This window comes from Myxococcus sp. XM-1-1-1, from assembly GCF_020037095.1.
Taxonomy (GTDB): Bacteria; Myxococcota; Myxococcia; order Myxococcales; family Myxococcaceae; genus Myxococcus; species Myxococcus fulvus.
Map to the genome: position 1 here is coordinate 1 of NZ_JAIQDH010000033.1, position 16,222 is coordinate 16,222.

Sequence of the window (16,222 nt, forward strand, 5' to 3'; positions counted from 1 at the left end):
GAGCGGGAAAAGGGATTTGAACCCTCGACCCTCGCCTTGGCAAGGCGATGCTCTACCGCTGAGCTATTCCCGCATCACGAACCGCGACGACGTCTCAACCTTCGGCGCCCGCACCTTCTCAGGTGAAAACAAAAGGCCCCCTGGTTTCCCAAGGGGCCTTCTTTTGGAGCGGGAAAAGGGATTTGAACCCTCGACCCTCGCCTTGGCAAGGCGATGCTCTACCGCTGAGCTATTCCCGCATCAGGCACCGCTTCAGCCGCGTCGCGTCAGCGCCGCGCCCGAAGTGAGGTGGGGTATACAGAGGCCTCCCAACGGCGTCAAACACTTTTCGCGATCGGCGCCTCGTCTCCCCGCTTCGCGAGCATGGCGAGGAAGGCCCGGAAGTAGACGACCGCGCTCCAGACGGAGAACGCGCCGGACAGGTAGACGAGCACCTTGCCCACGAGGTTGTAGTCCACGGGCGTGCTGAACGAACCGAGCGTCAGCGGGTGCACGTAGTGGACGCACAGGGAGATGATGCCCACGAGCTGGAGGGAGGTCTTCCACTTCCCCTCCTGGCCGGCGGCGATGACCATGCCCTCGCTGGCCGCGATGGTGCGCAGGCCGCTGACGATGAGCTCGCGGGCGAGCAGGACGATGACGACCCACGCCGCGATGCGTCCGAGCCGCACCATCATCACCAGGGCCGCCATGGCGATGAGCTTGTCGGCCAGGGGGTCCATGAACTTGCCGACCACGGTGATGAGGTTCCACTTGCGCGCCAGGTAGCCGTCGATGACGTCGGTGATGGCGGCGACGGCGAAGACGAGCCCCGCGAACAGGGAGCTGAGCGGGTCCCCGTCGTACATGAGCCAGACGAACGGGGGGATGAGGAAGATGCGCCCCAGCGTCAGCATGTTGGGCAGGTTCCAGAACTCCTGAACCAGCACGCTCGGCTTGCGCTCGGCGCGCCGGCGCGCCCGCTCCTCCCGCTTGCGCTGTTTGCGAATCGCTCGGTCGGTGGCCATGGCGCGCCTTCTAGCGGACCCCAAGGGCGATGAGGGCAAAACCTTCGCCCCCCAGTTCCACCGCCGTGCGCAGCGACTCGCCGGAGGCGGACTTGAGCAGCGGCACCACGCGAGGCGTCAGGTTGCCCTGCCACCCGACCAGGTGTGTCAGCGGCACCGTCACCGGCGCATCCAGGCGCACCGCCACCGAGCGCAGGGGCCCGGGCAGGCTCAGCAGCACCTGCCCCTGACCGCGCAGGTGGACCAGGTCCAGGTCCGGCGCGATGTCGGAGGGCACCCGGCCATTCTCGAACATCACCGGCTCCTCGAAGGCGAAGACGTTCTCGTCCCGGAAGTAGGCGGAGTCCTCGCCCAGGTCCACCGCCAGGAACGTGCGGCGCTCGGAGGGCTCCAGGTGGAGCACGCCCCGGCCCCGGGCGCGCACCATGCGCGAGGCGCCCTCACCGAAGGGCTTGTCCGTCGCCCGGCCCCGGAAGCGCTTCATCTCCGGCTGGAACGCGAGCTGCCCCTCGAGGGCCACCAGGCCGTCCAGCCGGGTGAGCAGCTCCGTCTCCACGGCGATGCGGAAGCGGCCCTCGCCGAGGGCGAAGGGACCACTCCCCCGCTCCGATTCGAGGGCCAGCGAGGGCGCCAGCACCGACAGGAGCGGCGCGGAGGAGGTCGCCTCACGCGTCGGAGCGGGCCGCGCGGCGACCTTGGTGAGCTGCAGCCGGGACAGCGGCACCGAGGAGGTCGCGGCGGAGGTCTCGTCCGAGGTGGGGCCCGTGCCCGCCGTGGCGGAGGAACCCGACGCGAAGGACGTGCTCGAGCCCGTCTGGAGGGACGCGCCCGCCGAGGCCGACGCCCCGTGGATGGGCGGCGAACCCACCGCGGCACCCTGGCTCGCCACGTTCGACGCGCCCGAAGCGGTGACGGCTCCGACCGAGGCGGACGCGCCCAAAGAACCGACCGCGCCAGTCGCACCCGGCACACCACCCGCCGAGGACGCTCCCAGCGAGCTACCGACCCCGGACGGGCCTGAACTCCCCGGTGAGCCACCCGCTGCGAACGCTCCCGAGGCGCCACCCGCTCCGGACGCTCCCGAGGAGGAGAGCGCGCCACCGGCCACCGAGGTTCCCGGCGCGCCAGTCGCTCCGGACGACCCCGACGCGGAGAGCGCCCCCCCCGACGTGCCGACAGGGCCAGCGGTCGTGAACGGACTCCCCGCCTCCTCGGGGGACTGCGACGCGGAGGACTCCGACTCACCACCACCGAGCGCGCTCGGCCCCTCGTCCTCGGCGAAGCGGATCTCCTCTTCCTCGGGCTCCGGGGACCGAGCCCGCACGGGGGCAGGACTCTCCACCCGCGCCGCGGGCGGCGGCACGGGCGCGGGCGTGGCGCGGGCGAAGTTCTCCCCGGCGATGGCGCGGGACATCTTCTCCGCCATCGCGTCGCTGCCCGCGAGCAGGAAGTGCTCACGCGCGCGGCCGTACTCTCCCATCTGCGCGAGCGCCAGGCCCAGGTAGTTCTGCGCCTTCTGGTGCTCGGGCGACAGGTCCGTGGCCGTCTCGAACTCGCGCACCGCGCGCTGCAGCGCGTTCGTCTTCAGGTACACCAGGCCCAGGTTGACCCGCAGCGTCGGGTCCACCGGGTTGTCGCGCACGAGCATCTCGTAGAGCTCGGCCGCCCTGTCGAACATGCCGAGCTTGAAGAAGCACAGCCCGAGCAGGTTCTGCGCCTTCTCGTTGCGAGGCTGGAGCTGGTGGGCACGCTCCAGGAAGCTCCTGGCCTCGATGACCTTGTTGGCCGCCAGCAGCTCTCCACCACGCTGGAGCTGTTGGAGGAACTCGTCGTCAGCGGGGCTCGTCTCCGGCCGCCCCTTCACGCGCGTCGTCATTCTGGGATGTGAGCTCGCGGGGTCCGCTCTCGGCGGGTCGCTCGCGCTCCTTGTAGTGGTAGTAGAGCTGGAGCACCTTGCGCACGTACCCCTGCGTCTCTTCGTACGGGGGCACCTTGCCGCCGTAGCGCTTCACCGCGTCCGGGCCCGCGTTGTACGCGGCAATCATCTTCACCATGTCGCCGTCGAACATGTTGGCGAGCACGCGCAGATAGCGCACCCCGCCCTCGATGTTGTCGCGCTCGTCGAAGATGTCCTTCACGTACATGTCCGACGCCGTGGCCGGCATCAACTGCATCAGTCCGCTCGCGCCCTTGTGGCTCAGCGCGTTCTTATTGAAGTTGCTCTCCGCGTGCATGATGGCGCGCACGAGCGCCGTCGGGATGCGGTAGCGCACCGCCGCCGCCGCGATGTGCGGGTCCAGGTCCGGCGGCGTGCGGGAGCGCCCCACCACCGGCCGGCTCTTCGCCGGCGCCTGGGTGAACGCCCCCTTCATCTTCTTCGCGCCCTTGGAGCCCGTCGGCGGCACGTTCGTGTAGACGATGGTCCCGTCCTTCTCCACGTACCGGTAGATGGACTCGGACGCGCCCGCCCAGGACGGGAGGCCCAGCACGGCACAGAGCATGAGCGCGGGAATGGCTCGCATATCGGCCCTCGAACCTTAGACACACGCCGGAAAGTCCTCAAGAAAACGCCTTGTTTCCAGCACTTACAGTCGTTAAGGCTGTTGGCCATGCCCCATCGGTTCGACTTTCTCGTCCTGGGAGGCGGCGTGGCGGGCCTCTCCTTCGCCCTCCAGGCGGCCCGGCATGGCACCGTGGCGGTGCTGACCAAGCGCGAGCGAGGCGAGAGCAACACGGCCTACGCCCAGGGTGGCATCGCCAGCGTGCTGGCCCCCACCGACTCCTTCGACGCCCACATCGAGGACACCCTCGTCGCGGGCGCGGGCCTGTGCCACCGGGACGCGGTGGAGGTCACCGTGCGCGAGGGCCCCGAGCGCGTGCGGGAGCTCGTCACGCTGGGCGCGGAGTTCAATCGGCAGACCTCCGGCGAGTTCGACCTGACGCGCGAGGGCGGCCACTCCGCACGGCGCATCATCCACTCGGGTGACATCACCGGGCGCGAGGTGCAGCGCGCGCTGCTCGCCAGGTGCGACGAGACGCCCAACATCACCTTCTTCGCCAACACGGCCGCCATCGACCTCATCCTGGACCGGCGCCAGCCCAGGCCCGGCGGCAGCCGCTGTCTGGGCGCGTACGCGCTCCTGGAGAACGGCGGCATCGAGCGGTTCCTCGCGAAGGTGACGGTGCTGGCCACCGGCGGCGCGGGCAAGGTGTACCTGTACACGTCCAACCCGGACGTGGCCACGGGGGACGGTGTCGCCATGGCGTACCGCGCGGGCGCGCAGGTGGCGAACATGGAGTTCTACCAGTTCCACCCCACCTGCCTCTTCCACCCGGAGGCCAAGAGCTTCCTCATCAGCGAGGCCCTGCGCGGCGAGGGCGGCAAGCTGCGACTCAAGGGCGGGCAGACGTTCATGGAGCGCTACCACCCACTGGGCGCGCTCGCCCCGCGCGACGTGGTGGCGCGCGCCATCGACGCGGAGATGAAGCGCACCGGCGACGAGTGTGTCTACCTGGACATGACGCACATGGGCCGGGCGTTCCTCACCGAGCGCTTCCCCAACATCTACGCCACCTGCAAGGCGTTCAACATCGACATGGCCGTGCAGCCCATCCCCGTCGTCCCCGCGGCCCACTACCAGTGCGGCGGCGTGGTGACGGACCTGCATGGGCGCACGTCGGTGCCGGGCCTGTACGCCATCGGTGAGGTGTCCTGCACGGGACTGCACGGCGCCAACCGGCTCGCGTCCAACTCGCTGCTGGAGGGGCTCGTGTTCGGGCAGCGCGCCGTGATGGTCGCGGCGGAGGAGCTGGCGTCGCTGCCCACCCCGCGCGAGGACCCGCCGGAGTGGGACCCGGGCAGCGCGGTGGAGTCCGACGAGAGCGTCGTCGTCAGCCACAACTGGGATGAGATCCGCCGGCTCATGTGGAACTACGTAGGCATCGTCCGGACGGACAAGCGGCTGATGCGCGCGCGACGCCGGCTGGAGCTGTTGCGCGAGGAGATTCGTGATTACTACTGGCGCTTCGAGGTGACCCGGGACGTCATCGAGCTGCGCAACATCGCCGATGTGGCCCTGCTCATCGTCGACTGCGCCAGCCGTCGCAAGGAGAGTCGGGGACTGCACTTCACCCTCGACTATCCGCATCCCGATGACCACCACTGGCTGCGAGACACCACCCTTTCCCGGGAGCTGTGAGGGACATGTCCTCAGGACCGCGACACATCCTCGACGCGCCAGGTGGCGGGACTGAGCCTCGCGGCGGAGGCCATCCGTTCGGCACGCCTCCCCCGCCCCAGGCCCCGCAGCCGCGCCCGTGGGTCTGCTACGCCATCATCGGGCTGTGCGTGGCGGTCTTCCTCCTGGAGGAAGCCGGACAGCTGCCGTCCTTCACCGCGCGGCAGCTCCCGCTGGGCGCGCTGTACGGCCCCGCGGTGCAGGAGGGCCAGTACTGGCGGCTGCTCGCGTGCGCGCTGGAGCACGGCGGCATCCTCCACCTCGTCTTCAACATGTCCGTCGTCGTGACGCTGGGCTTCACGCTGGAGCGCGGCATCGGCTCGCTGCGCTTCCTCGGCCTGTCGCTCGTGACGGCACTGGGCTCGTCCGTGTTCTCGCTGCTGTTCAACTTCGACACGCCCATGGTGGGCGCGTCCGGGATGATTCTGGGCTGGGCGGGCGCCATGCTGCCCATCGCCACGCGGCAGGGGCGCCGGGAGCTGGGCATCTGGCTGGTGCAGGTGGCGGTGCTCAGCCTGTTGCCCTTCGTGAGCTGGTCGGGCCACCTGGGCGGCTTCCTCTTCGGCCTGCCGTGCGGCATCGCCCTCCGGCAGGGCCGGCAGGTGTACGCGCTCGCGCTGCCCATCATCCTGTTCCTCTCGGCCCTGGTGGCGCTCTACGCGGCGCACCCCGAGCGGCGCGGAGCCTTCTGACATGTCCGTGCGCAGCGTCTGCGTCTTCTGCGGCTCCAGGCCGGGCACCCGCCCCGAGTACACCGAGGCCGCGCGAGAGATGGGCACGGAGCTGGGCCGCCGAGGGATGACGCTCGTCTACGGCGGCGCGAGCGTGGGCCTCATGGGCACCGTCGCCGCCGCCACGCTCGCCGCGGGCGGCCAGGTGGTGGGCGTGCTGCCCCACTTCATGGGCGCGCGGGAGATTGCCCACCTGGGCCTCACCGAGCTCATCCGCGTGGACTCCATGCACGAGCGCAAGGCCCTCATGGCCACGCGCGCGGACGCCTTCGTCGCCCTGCCCGGCGGCTTCGGCACCCTGGACGAGCTCTTCGAAATCGTGACGTGGGCGCAGCTGGGCCTGCACCAGAAGCCCATGGGCCTGCTCGACACGCGCGGCTTCTTCCAGCCGCTGGTGGCGCTGTCCAGGCACCTGGCCACCGAGGGCTTCGTCCCCGAATCCCAGGCCCTGCCCTTCGCGGTGGAGGCCTCACCGGCCGGGCTGCTGGAGCGGCTGCAGGCCGGCCCCACGCTCACCGTCACCGAGAAGTGGCTCAAGCGCCCCGAGCAGACCTGATGAGGCGCGAGCTGTCCTGCTACTGCGCGGAGACCTTCATCTCCGCCTGCCCCAGCGACGAGGCCAGTCGGAAGGTGACGTGCTCGGTGCCCGGCGGAATCACCGGCTGACCGCTGGCCATCACCGTGGGGAACTGCACCTCGTATCCCACCCAGAAGACGTTGGTGTACGGGTAGTAGGCGCGCATCTCCAAATCGGCGCGGCCCAGGCGGCGGATGCGCACGGGCGTCACCTCACCCGCGGGCGTCACCAGCGCCAGGCGCCAGATGGAGCGACGGAAGTCGAAGTCGAGGTAGCGGTAGTCGTTGACGTGCACGCCCAGGAAGAACTCGTGCACCTGGGACGACTCGGCGCGCTCCTCGGCGAGCAGCTCCGCCACCTTCGCCTCGGGCAGCACCTGGAAGGCCGCCTGCCGCTTCACGCGCGCCTCGCGGAAGGTCCACGTCTGCAGCGTCGCCCCCGCGAACAGGCGCGTGTCGAAGCCGTCGTAGATCTCCTGGTGGCCCGTGTACTTCGCGAGCAACGCCCGGTAACGCGACTCCGCGTTCTCGTCCTTCAGCGTGGGGGCCTGCTCGCCCACGGCGATGGGAGGCAGGGAGGAACAGCCGACCAGCGCTCCCAGCAGCGCTCCCGTCGCGAGCAGCTTCTTCAAGGGATGAAGTCCTTGCGGGTGAACAGCGTGGTGAGTCGGTGGCCCGCGGCCTCCACCGCCTCGCGCCCTCCCTCCAACCGGTCGACCAGGGCGAACGCCCCGAGCACCGTGAGCCCCTCGGCCTGGGCCCGCTCGATGGCCTTCAGCGTGGAGCCACCCGTCGTCACCACGTCCTCGACGATGGCCACCTTCGCGCCCGTGCCCAGCCCGCTCAGGCCTTCGATCCACTGGCCGGTGCCGTGGCCCTTGGGCTCCTTGCGGACGATGAACGCGGACAGCGGGTAGCTGGAGAGGTAGCCGGTGAGGCTCACCGCCGAGGCGAGCGGATCCGCGCCGAGCGTCAGCCCGCCCACGCCCACCGCCTCCGGGGCCTCGCGGCGGATGGCGTCCAGGAACAGCCGACCGATGAGGAAGTGCCCCTCGGCCAGCAGCGCCGTGCGCTTGCAGTCGATGTAGAAGTCCGACTCCTTGCCGGACGAGAGCACGACGCGGCGACGCTCGAAGGAGCGCTGCGTGAGCAGCTCCAGCAGCCGGGCCCGGTCTCGGGCGAGAGCATCCACCATCACGACAGGCCCTCCAGGTACGCCACCAGCTCCGACGAGTACCGCAACTGCATCAACAGCTCCGCCCGGCGTGACTCGTCCAGCGACGCGAACACGTCCGCCAGCAGCGAGAGGTCCTGGTTGATGGCGCCCAGCCGCTGCGACACGTCCGAGGCCAGCTCGTCGGCGTCGATCTCCTCCTCGACCCCTTCGGGCGCCAGCGACTCGTCCGTGGCGAGCGCCTTGGCGAGCATGTCCGCCACGGCCGCGCTCAACCGGCCCTCGGACTCCAGCTGGTCGCGCTTGGCCTCGAGGACCTCCGGCTCCACCGGCGTGGCGTGGATGGCCTCCGCCAGCGACATGAGGAGCGCGTCCTCGTCCGACAGGTCGGTGTGCACGCGCGCCTGCACCGCGTCGCGCTTGAGGAAGCGCAGCGCCGCCACGCGACGGAACCCGCACACCAGCTGGTAGCGGTCGTTGCCCCGGGGACGCACGTCCACCGGGAACAGCTGCCCCAGCCGCGCGATGTCCGTGGCCAGCCCGGACACGTCCCCCTCGGGCCGCAGCCGGTACGCCGACTCGTCCTCCAGGCGCTCCAGCGGCATCAACACCGTCACCACCCGCCCCGCGAGGCGCTCCTCGGGCGCGGCGAGCAGCTCGGACTCCTCGTCCTCCTCCGCTCCGGACGCCTCGGCCCCGCCCGGGGCCCCCTCAGAGGACGCTGCCTCGGACTCCTCGCCTGGCGCTCCGGTGAAGGACGACGCCGCGGACTCCTGGCCGGGCGCCCCATCGGTGGACGACGCCTCCGCGGACTCCTGGCGGGGAGCGCCCTCGGAGGTCGCGGGCTCCGACGACGCCGCGGACTCGCTGCTCGAGGCCTCCGACGGGGACTTCTCCTGGGACTCTTCCGACGAACCCACCGACGACTCCATGCTCCGCTCGGGCTCGCCCGTGCTGGGCGCGCCTTCGGCGGCGATTGCCTGGGACTCCGGTGAACCGCCTTCCGGCGCCGACGCACCCGCTTCGGGCGCGGGGGAATCGACCGGGGCGGACTCCCCGACGGCTCCCTCTATACGCGACGACTCTGACGGCGCGCCGTCCTGGCTCGCGCCATCGCTCCGCGCCGACATCGCCTCGGGCGCGGACGACGAGCCACCCTCCGGAGAACCCGGCATCCCTTCCTCTCCGTCAACCCTGTGCTCGGCGTCCATGGTGGCACCCCTGGTCTGCCCACTCCCGCGCCACCGACTCCGGCGGCGCGGGCTGTGTGCTCTAGCGGGTCTTCTTCTTCACCACGACCTTCTTCTTGGCGCCAGCACCCACCGAGAAGGGCGTTGGCGGCTCGGCAGAAGTCGTCTGCTCCACGGGCGGCGGCGTCGGACGCGTCTCGGCCCGGGGGGGCGGAGGCGGCGGCAGAGGCTTGCTCGAGGGGCGGGCCACCGTCGTGGGCGCCGCGGCGGGCGTCGTGGGACGGGCCGGGGGCGCCGGCGGACGCGCGGGAGGCGTCGGCGGGCGGGCGGGCGTCGTCGTGGTGCGCACGGGGGTCGCCGTCGTCGGCCGCGTCACGGCCGTGGGACGGGCCACCACGGGGCGCTCCGAAGGCAGACGGCCGGGCTCCACGTCACCCATGTCCACGCGGCCGCGGAAGCTGGCGCCGTCCACGATGATGACGCGCGGGGCGTGGATGTCGCCCACCATGCGGCCCTCGCGGGTCAGCTCCACGCTCTCCGTGGCGTTGATGTTGCCCACCACCACGCCGCTGACGATGGCGTTCTTCACCGCCACGTTCGCCTTCACCACACCCGAAGGCTCCACGATGAGGGTGCGGCTGAGCGTCAGCTCTCCCTCCACGCGGCCCCGGACGGTGAGGTCCTCGTCGCCCGTCAACCGGCCGCTGATGAGGATGGAAGGCCCCACCACGGTGTTGTTGACGGCGGTGCTACCGCTCAACTCCTTCGGGGTGGCCACGAATCAGCGCTCCTTCATGTCCATGTCGACGTTGCCCTTGAAGGAGGCACCATCGGCGATGAGGATGCGCGGCGCCTTGATGTCGCCCACCACGCGGCAGTCCGTCTTCAGCTCGACCTTGTCGCTGGCGACGATGTTGCCCGTCACCCGGCCGGCGATCTCCACGTTCTGCGTCTCGATGTCCGCCTCGACGACGCCGCTGCCCTCCACGTAGAGGCTCTCCTTGAGGGAGATCTTCCCCTTCACGGTGCCCTGGATGACCAGGTCCTCGTCTCCGGAAATCTCTCCGTCGATGACGATGCTCGAACCAATGACCGTATTCGCCATGAGTGTTGTCCGCCCTCTCGAAAGGTGTGTGCCGCGTCCGCCCGCGGCGTGAGCTTCAGATGTCGTCCGGCAGCCGGACGTCCATCTCGATGGAGCCGTTGAACACGGCGCCATCCTCGATGACGACGCGCGGCGCCTTGATGTCGCCAGCCACCTTCGCCGAGGCGTTGATGGCCACGCGGGTCGAGGCGTCGATGTTGCCGCTCGCCTCGCCGTTGATGGTCAACTCCTCGGCCCGGATGTCCGCCTGCACCTTCCCGGTGCTCTCGATGGTGAGGTGGTTCTTCAGGGCAATCTGCCCCTCCACCCGCCCCTCGATGACAAGGTCCCCACCACCCGTGAGGTTCCCCTTGATGACGATGCCCTTGCCGATGATGCCCGTTTCACCCGTTGCCATGCGGTGACCTCACCCAGAGCCCGCTCCTCCCGAGGAGCCGAGCGCCTTGATTATGTCAGAGATGCGCGGAGATCCAGCCGGAGATATCCCGGAACACCTCGGCGCGCCCCACCTCGTTGAGCGGCTCGTGCTTCATGCCGGGGTACTCCTTGAACTTCTTGTCCGCCGAGCCCGCCGTCTCGAAGAACACCCGCGCCGCCGCGGGCGCCGCCACCCCGTCCTCCGCGCCGCACAGCACGAACAGCGGGACTTGAATCTTCGGGGCGAGCAACATCGCCTCCGCCTGCGCCTTGGTGGATTCGATGAACCAGCGCGGCGTGGCGATGGACAGGTAGAGCGGATCCTCCCGGGTGGCGCGCTGGACCTCCGTGTCCCGGGTCAGGTCCTCCACCTTGAGCCCGGAGGCGATGCCCAGCCAGGGCACCAGCGCTCCCGCCGCCTTCGCGGCCAGCACCTTCACGGCGGGCGGGGTGATCGCCAGCTTGAAGTACGGGCCCGACAGCACCAGCCCGGAGAGGCCCTCCACCTTGCGGGCGCCCACCCAGTGCGCGGCCATCAGCCCGCCGTGGCTGTGGGCCAGGGCGAACGTCTTCGCGCCGCCGGCCGCCGCGCGCACGCGGTCCCAGAACACCTCCAGGTCGTCCACGTAGTGCGGCCACTTCTCCGCGTAGGCGCGGCGTCCCTCCGCGCGCCCGTGGCCGCGGTAGTCGAAGCCGTGCACCGCGAAGCCGTCCGCCACCAGCGCGTCCGTCACGTACTGGTAGCGGCCGAAGTGGTCTCCGTAGCCGTGCACCACCGCGACGTGCGCTCGCGGCTCCGCGTCCGGCAGGTGCGTCTTCCAGAAGAGCCGCGTCCCGTCCCGGCCGGTGAAGTAGCCCTCGTCATGGCGAGCCATAGGCCCAGCAACTTAGCGGCCCGCCGCACCCGTGGATAGCGCCTTGAGCTTGCGCTCCAGGGCCTCGCGCTGGCCCGGGGGCTCGGCGGACTCGGGGTCCAGCGACAACACCTCCAGCGCCCGGCGCCACGCCCCCGCCGCCTCCGGTCCCCGGGCGGCGCGCTGATAGGCGTCCCCCAGGTGCTCGAGGATGACGGGCTCGTCCGGCGCCAGCGTGGAGGCCCGCTCCAGCACCTCCACCGCGCGAGGGTAGTCCCCGCGGCGGAAGTAGACCCACCCCAGCGAGTCCAGGAACGCGCCGTTGTCGGGGCGCAGCTCCAGCGCGCGCAGCACCAGCCGCTCGGCCTCGTCCAGGTGACGTCCGCTCTGCGCCAGCAGGTAGCCCAGGAAGTTGAGCGCGGGCGCGTGGTCCGGCTCCACCTCCAGCACCGCGCGCATGCGCGCCTGCGCGCCCGCCATGTCCCCCTGCCGCTCGAAGGCCGCGCCCATCACGTACTGGAGGGCCGGGTCCTTCGGCATCCGAGCCAGGGCCTCGCGCAGCAGCACCAGCGCCTCCGCCCCCCTTCCCTGCCGCTGCAGCGTGGCGGCCAGCGCGTCGTAGAGCGCCGCGGACTGCTGGCGGGACAGCCCTTCCTTCAGCACGGACTCGGCGCGCGCGGGCGTGCCGCCCCGCTCCAGCGCCCGGGCGTACTGCGCGCGGACCTCCAGGTCATCGGGCGAGTCCTGGAGCGCGGCCCGCAGGAGCGCCAGGGCACGCGGGTGCTGGCCCGACAGCGACAGGCACTTCGCCAGGCGCACCCGCGCGTCGGGGTAGATGTCCGAGCCCTCCGGCACGGAGGCGAAGGCCTTGGCCGCCTCGGGGAAGCGCCGCAGGCGCTCGTGCACCAGGCCCACGTAGTAGGCCAGCCGGGGCTCGCCATCGCTGGCGCTCCGAGCGGTCTCCAGCACCTGCACGGCGGCGTCCGGCTCGCGCTCGGACAGGTAGCTGAAGGCCACCCGCACCGCCGTCTCCGGCTCCCCCGACAGCGACAGGAGCCGGTCGAAGTACGCCCGCGCCCGCACCGGAGAGCCCGCCTTGAGCGCCGAGCGTCCCGCGGCCAGGAGCACCTCCTGGCTGTCCGGCTCGCGCTCCAGCGCCTTCGCCAGCGTCTCCTCGGCCTTGCCTGGACGCCCCGTCTCCTCGTACAGCTTCGCCAGCGTGCCCAGCACCTCCACGTCCCCGGGGTCCCTCGTGGCCGCCTCGGAGAGCAGCCGCTCGGCGCGGGCCGTGTCGCCGCGCTCGGCCAGGGCCAGCCCCAGCCGCCGGTAACCGGAGGCCTCTCCCGGCAGCGCGCGGGACAGGGACTCCACCACCTTCACGGCCTCCCCCGGGGAGCCGGACTCCAGGTAGAGCTGGGCGAGGACCAGGTACGCCTCGGGCTCGCGCGGCTTGAGGGCCACGGCGCGGCGCAGGTGCAGGCGCGCGCGGGTGAAGCGGCCTGACTCCATGAGCACGCGGCCCAGGAGCACGTGCGCCGGGTAGTACGCCGAGGAGCGCTCCACCGCGCGGCGCAGCTCCCGCTCCGCCTTGTCCAGGTCTCCCAGCCGGGCGTACTCCTCCGCCAGCCGGGTGAGCAGCAGCGGGTGGCCGTCATCCGTGGCCAGCGCCAGCCGCAGCGCATCCACCGCCCCCCGGTGGTCTCCTGCGTGGTGGAGCAACCGGGCCCGCAGGTACTGGGTGTAGCTGGCGGACGAGGAGAAGGCCCCGTCGTCCGTGGCCGCCGCGTCCATCGCCTCCCGCATGGCCTCCCGGTCGACGCGGGGACGCCGCGACGCGGGCGCCGTCGCCAGGGCCTGGGGCCCGGACAAGGCGACGAGCAGGACGGCGACGAGGAGGCGGGAGGGGCTCACGCGAGGTGGAAGTCTAGCGCGGCCCCAGCCGCCTTGCAGGGTCTCAGGCCTCCTCGGGAGGCGGCGCGCCCAGCTTCTCGAGCAGCTTCTCCACCGGGTCGCTGTCCTGGCTCACGTCCGCCACCGCCGAGCGGTACTCGGTGTCCGTCGCCTTCTCCACGTCGGGCATCAGGCGGCTGATGACGGCGCGAGCGGCCTCCGCGTTGCACTCGGGCAGGACGACGACGAAGACCCCCGCGCCCAGGTGGGAGATGGCATCCGGGTGGCGCACCCGCTTGCGCATCACGTCCGCGATGTTGTTCGGGACGGGCTCCACGGGCCGGTCGGGCCGCAGCACCGCCAGGCTCAGGGCCCGGTGGTAGCGCCGGCTGCGGGCCAGCTCCTGCTCCAGCCGGAGCAGCAGCCCGCGCCGGTCATGCAGCCCCGTAGCCGGGTCGCTCCCGGTGCGGCGCTGGAGCGAGGGCTGGGAGCGCTCCCTCTCCTGCTGCTCGCGCTCACCCTGGCGCAGCTTGAGCGCGCGGTCCGTGCGGTTGAGCAGCTCCACCGCGTTGAACGGCTTGCTCATGTAGTCCACCGCGCCCAGGTTGAGCGAGCGGACCTTCTCCGCGACGCCCTGGTGCGCGGACAGCAGGATGACGGGGATGTGCGCCGTGTCGGAAGACGACTTGAGCGCCATGGCCGCGTCCAGGCCGTCCAGCTTGGGCAGGAACACGTCCATGACCACCAGGTCCGGCCGCTGCGCGCGCGCCCGGGCCAGGCCCTCCGCGCCGTCGCGCGCCACCTCCACGCGGTACTTCGAGCGCAGCACCTCCGACAGCACCGCGGCGATCTCGGGCTCGTCCTCCACCACCAGCACGCGCGGCTGCTCCGTCACCGACGACGTGGCGACCACGGGCCGGGGGTTGCGCGGCGCCTCCTGCGCGAGCGGCAGCGTGAAGACGAAGAGGCACCCGTGCTCGGGCGGGCTCTCCGCCCAGATTTCGCCGCCGTGCAGCTCCACGAACTCCTTGCAGATGGCGAGCCCCAGCCCCGTCCCCTTGCCGCCGTGACGGTACCGGTCGAACACCAGGTGCAGCTCGTCCTGGGGGATGCCCACGCCGTCGTCCTGCACGCACACCTTCGCCGCGTCACCGTCCGGACGGCCCAGCCGCCGCGTGGACACGACGACCTCGCCCGCGTCGCGCGCGTGGTGGATGGCGTTGGTGATGAGGTTCTGCAGCACCTCGTGCAGCTTCACCTCGTCGCCGATGAGCATCAGGCTGTCGGGGCAGTCCGCGCGCAGGGACACGCCCCGCTCGGCCGCCAATATCTCCAGCTCGTTGACCGCGTCACGGCACAGCTGCGCGACGTCCAGCACACGGGGCTCGATGGACAGCCGCGCCGCCTCGCCCTTGCCCTTCTCCAGCAGCGACTCGACCAGGCCGAGGATCTTCTTGCCCTGGCGGATCATCGCCTCCGCGGACTGCTTCTGCTGCGACTCCAGCGGCCCTTCCAGCAGCAGGCGGCCATGGCCCAGCAGCACCTGGAGCGGCGCGCGCAGGTCGTGGCTCACCACCGCGATGATCTCATCCTTCAGGCGGTTGAGCTCCTTGAGCCGGCGGTTCGCCTCGAGCAGCTCGTGGTAGCGCTCGACGTACGCCAGCTCCAGGTCCTCGCGCTTCTTCTTCACCGCGGTGTGCAGCCGCGCGTTGCGGATGGAGTTGGCCAGCACGCCGGCCACGGCCTGGGTGAACTCCTGCTCGTCGCGGCCGAAGGACGCGTCCATGCGCGACACGCGCAGGAACAGCGCGCCCAGCAGGTCGTCCTGGCAGATGAGCGGCTGCACCAGGATGGACTTCACGCCCAGGGGCACGATGGACGTGCGCACCTCCGCCATGAGCGGATCCCGCTGCGCCTCCTCGATGAGCACCGGCTCGCGCGTCTCCAGCGCGCGGCGCAGCTCCGGATAGCGCGCCACCTCGATGTCGAGCTGCACGAGGCTGGGGTCCTCCTGCGTCGCCACCACCTTGCCCGTGCGCGCGTGGCTGCCCTCCACCAGCACCACCGAGCAGCGGTCCGTCCCGGTGACGCGCCCCACCTTGTCCACCGCGATGCGGAGGATCTCCTCCAGCTCCAGCGAGCTGGTCGCCGCCTGGGTGATCTCCAGCAGCATCCCCATGCGCAGCCGGACGCGCTCCTCGCGGTCCTTCAGCCGCCCTGCCCTGAGCGCGGCCTCCAGCCGGGGCACCACCTCGTCCGCGCCGCGAATCCAGTCATCCACCGCCAGGCGCTTGAAGGCCTCCGCCGACCGGGACTTGCCCAGGTCCACCACCACGGGCAACCGCTGCAGCCGCTCCACCCGACGCAGGGACTCGAGCAGCTCCGCGGCGCGCTTGGCCGTCACCGACAGCAGCACGACCTCGGGTTGCAGCGAGTCCGCCAGCTCCGCCAGCCCGGTGTCCTTCTCGGCCGCCGCGCAGTGGTAGCCGCTGGCGGTCAGCCGCTCCATCAAGGCGTCGCCGGACTCCTTCCCGGCCACCACCAGCACGCGTCCCCGCTGATCCGCCTGCATCTCGACTCTCACAGTGAACCTCGCGCCGCGGCGGCCCTGTGCGGGCGCCACTGGGGAGGCTGCAAAAACCCGTTGAATGCGGAAGGGTTCATGGTTCGGTTTCCGAATCTTGCCGCCGTTCACGTCCGTGGGCCAGAGCGGCGCACGGCTGGTGGCGACCGGGACTGTGAGTGGAGATGCCCGGGCGCCACGCCCATCGTGGCTTCCCACACCCACGCCCCTGGAGCACTTCCACCCCATGTCCCCCACTCCGGGGGCAGAACGGGCGCGCGCCAACACCGCGCGGTGGGAATCCTTCCCACGCCCGCCATGACCTGGCGCCGCTCGTCCGGCCGGACTCCGTCCCTTCGAGCAGCCAACCACCCGTCATCGCAAGCTCCCACCCGTTCCCGTGTGCCCTGGAGTGGTGGAGGACCCGAGGTCCCCACCCACGGGAATCGCCGGGCTATCACGTCATGGGGCCCTGGA

At 71.2% G+C, this 16,222-nt stretch carries 15 protein-coding genes and 2 tRNA genes; 3 read left to right on the forward strand and 14 right to left on the reverse strand.

Annotated elements, in window-relative coordinates:
* Position 1: 1 nt before the first annotated feature.
* From K8640_RS38520 to K8640_RS38540, 5 genes are all read right to left on the reverse strand, one after another.
* A tRNA-Gly gene (locus K8640_RS38520) sits at positions 2-73 on the reverse strand.
* 91 nt (positions 74-164) lie between these two features.
* A tRNA-Gly gene (locus K8640_RS38525) sits at positions 165-239 on the reverse strand.
* 78 nt (positions 240-317) lie between these two features.
* Positions 318-1,007, reverse strand: coding sequence for a CDP-diacylglycerol--glycerol-3-phosphate 3-phosphatidyltransferase (gene pgsA / locus K8640_RS38530; RefSeq protein WP_141324607.1), 690 nt, complete (start codon positions 1,005-1,007; stop codon positions 318-320).
* Positions 1,008-1,017: 10 nt separating this feature from the next.
* Positions 1,018-2,883 carry a tetratricopeptide repeat protein gene (locus K8640_RS38535; protein WP_223751658.1) on the reverse strand — a complete coding sequence of 622 codons (1,866 nt, stop codon included), beginning with the start codon at positions 2,881-2,883 and terminating at the stop codon, positions 1,018-1,020.
* Positions 2,840-3,529, reverse strand: coding sequence for a lytic transglycosylase domain-containing protein (locus K8640_RS38540; RefSeq protein ID WP_223751659.1), 690 nt, complete (start codon positions 3,527-3,529; stop codon positions 2,840-2,842). The genes K8640_RS38535 and K8640_RS38540 overlap by 44 nt, the downstream gene beginning before the upstream one ends.
* 87 nt (positions 3,530-3,616) lie before the next feature.
* On the opposite strand from K8640_RS38540, the gene nadB reads away from it, so the two are divergent.
* The 3 genes from nadB to K8640_RS38555 are packed head-to-tail and all read left to right on the forward strand — an operon-like array spanning position 3,617 to position 6,532.
* A complete protein-coding gene (nadB, locus tag K8640_RS38545) occupies positions 3,617-5,206 on the forward strand; it encodes an L-aspartate oxidase (RefSeq protein WP_223751660.1) in 1,590 nt (529 codons plus the stop codon).
* Between the two features lie 5 nt (positions 5,207-5,211).
* Entirely contained in the window at positions 5,212-5,937 is a 726-nt protein-coding gene (locus tag K8640_RS38550) for a rhomboid family intramembrane serine protease (RefSeq protein WP_223751661.1), read from the forward strand.
* 1 nt (position 5,938) lies between these two features.
* Positions 5,939-6,532, forward strand: coding sequence for a TIGR00730 family Rossman fold protein (locus K8640_RS38555; RefSeq protein WP_223751662.1), 594 nt, complete (start codon positions 5,939-5,941; stop codon positions 6,530-6,532).
* 19 nt (positions 6,533-6,551) lie between these two features.
* Here the strand turns inward: K8640_RS38555 and K8640_RS38560 are convergent, their stop codons facing one another.
* The 9 genes from K8640_RS38560 to K8640_RS38600 all read right to left on the reverse strand — a co-directional run bounded on the left by K8640_RS38560 (position 6,552) and on the right by K8640_RS38600 (position 15,754).
* Positions 6,552-7,184: a hypothetical protein gene (locus K8640_RS38560; protein ID WP_223751663.1), complete on the reverse strand. Its 633-nt coding sequence runs from the start codon at positions 7,182-7,184 to the stop codon at positions 6,552-6,554.
* Positions 7,181-7,747 (reverse strand): orotate phosphoribosyltransferase, encoded by a 567-nt coding sequence (pyrE, locus tag K8640_RS38565; RefSeq protein ID WP_074955483.1) that lies wholly within the window; start codon positions 7,745-7,747, stop codon positions 7,181-7,183. The genes K8640_RS38560 and pyrE overlap by 4 nt, the downstream gene beginning before the upstream one ends.
* Positions 7,747-8,646, reverse strand: coding sequence for a ParB N-terminal domain-containing protein (locus K8640_RS38570; protein WP_223751664.1), 900 nt, complete (start codon positions 8,644-8,646; stop codon positions 7,747-7,749). Before K8640_RS38570 ends, pyrE begins: the two co-directional genes overlap by 1 nt.
* 352 nt (positions 8,647-8,998) lie before the next feature.
* The gene (gene bacP, locus K8640_RS38575; protein ID WP_223751665.1) at positions 8,999-9,694 is read right to left on the reverse strand and encodes a bactofilin BacP; all 696 of its coding nucleotides are present in this window, start codon (positions 9,692-9,694) and stop codon (positions 8,999-9,001) included.
* A 3-nt stretch (positions 9,695-9,697) separates the two neighbouring features.
* Positions 9,698-10,021, reverse strand: coding sequence for a polymer-forming cytoskeletal protein (locus K8640_RS38580; protein ID WP_002636698.1), 324 nt, complete (start codon positions 10,019-10,021; stop codon positions 9,698-9,700).
* Between the two features lie 55 nt (positions 10,022-10,076).
* A complete protein-coding gene (bacN, locus tag K8640_RS38585) occupies positions 10,077-10,418 on the reverse strand; it encodes a bactofilin BacN (RefSeq protein WP_046714731.1) in 342 nt (113 codons plus the stop codon).
* Positions 10,419-10,473: 55 nt separating this feature from the next.
* Positions 10,474-11,313, reverse strand: coding sequence for an alpha/beta hydrolase (locus tag K8640_RS38590; protein WP_223751666.1), 840 nt, complete (start codon positions 11,311-11,313; stop codon positions 10,474-10,476).
* 12 nt (positions 11,314-11,325) lie between these two features.
* Positions 11,326-13,203: a tetratricopeptide repeat protein gene (locus K8640_RS38595; protein ID WP_223751667.1), complete on the reverse strand. Its 1,878-nt coding sequence runs from the start codon at positions 13,201-13,203 to the stop codon at positions 11,326-11,328.
* 43 nt (positions 13,204-13,246) lie between these two features.
* Positions 13,247-15,754 (reverse strand): ATP-binding protein, encoded by a 2,508-nt coding sequence (locus tag K8640_RS38600; protein ID WP_141324769.1) that lies wholly within the window; start codon positions 15,752-15,754, stop codon positions 13,247-13,249.
* Between the last annotated feature and the right edge of the window lie 468 nt (positions 15,755-16,222).

Coding starts and splice junctions, on each gene's coding strand:
- K8640_RS38535 (WP_223751658.1), bottom strand. CDS start 2,883: ATGACGACGCGCGTGAAGGGGCGGCCGGAGACGAGCCCCGCTGACGAC.
- K8640_RS38590 (WP_223751666.1), bottom strand. CDS start 11,313: ATGGCTCGCCATGACGAGGGCTACTTCACCGGCCGGGACGGGACGCGG.
- nadB (WP_223751660.1), top strand. CDS start 3,617: ATGCCCCATCGGTTCGACTTTCTCGTCCTGGGAGGCGGCGTGGCGGGC.
- K8640_RS38550 (WP_223751661.1), top strand. CDS start 5,212: ATGTCCTCAGGACCGCGACACATCCTCGACGCGCCAGGTGGCGGGACT.
- bacN (WP_046714731.1), bottom strand. CDS start 10,418: ATGGCAACGGGTGAAACGGGCATCATCGGCAAGGGCATCGTCATCAAG.
- pgsA (WP_141324607.1), bottom strand. CDS start 1,007: ATGGCCACCGACCGAGCGATTCGCAAACAGCGCAAGCGGGAGGAGCGG.
- pyrE (WP_074955483.1), bottom strand. CDS start 7,747: ATGGTGGATGCTCTCGCCCGAGACCGGGCCCGGCTGCTGGAGCTGCTC.
- K8640_RS38600 (WP_141324769.1), bottom strand. CDS start 15,754: ATGCAGGCGGATCAGCGGGGACGCGTGCTGGTGGTGGCCGGGAAGGAG.
- K8640_RS38580 (WP_002636698.1), bottom strand. CDS start 10,021: ATGGCGAATACGGTCATTGGTTCGAGCATCGTCATCGACGGAGAGATT.
- K8640_RS38555 (WP_223751662.1), top strand. CDS start 5,939: ATGTCCGTGCGCAGCGTCTGCGTCTTCTGCGGCTCCAGGCCGGGCACC.
- K8640_RS38540 (WP_223751659.1), bottom strand. CDS start 3,529: ATGCGAGCCATTCCCGCGCTCATGCTCTGTGCCGTGCTGGGCCTCCCG.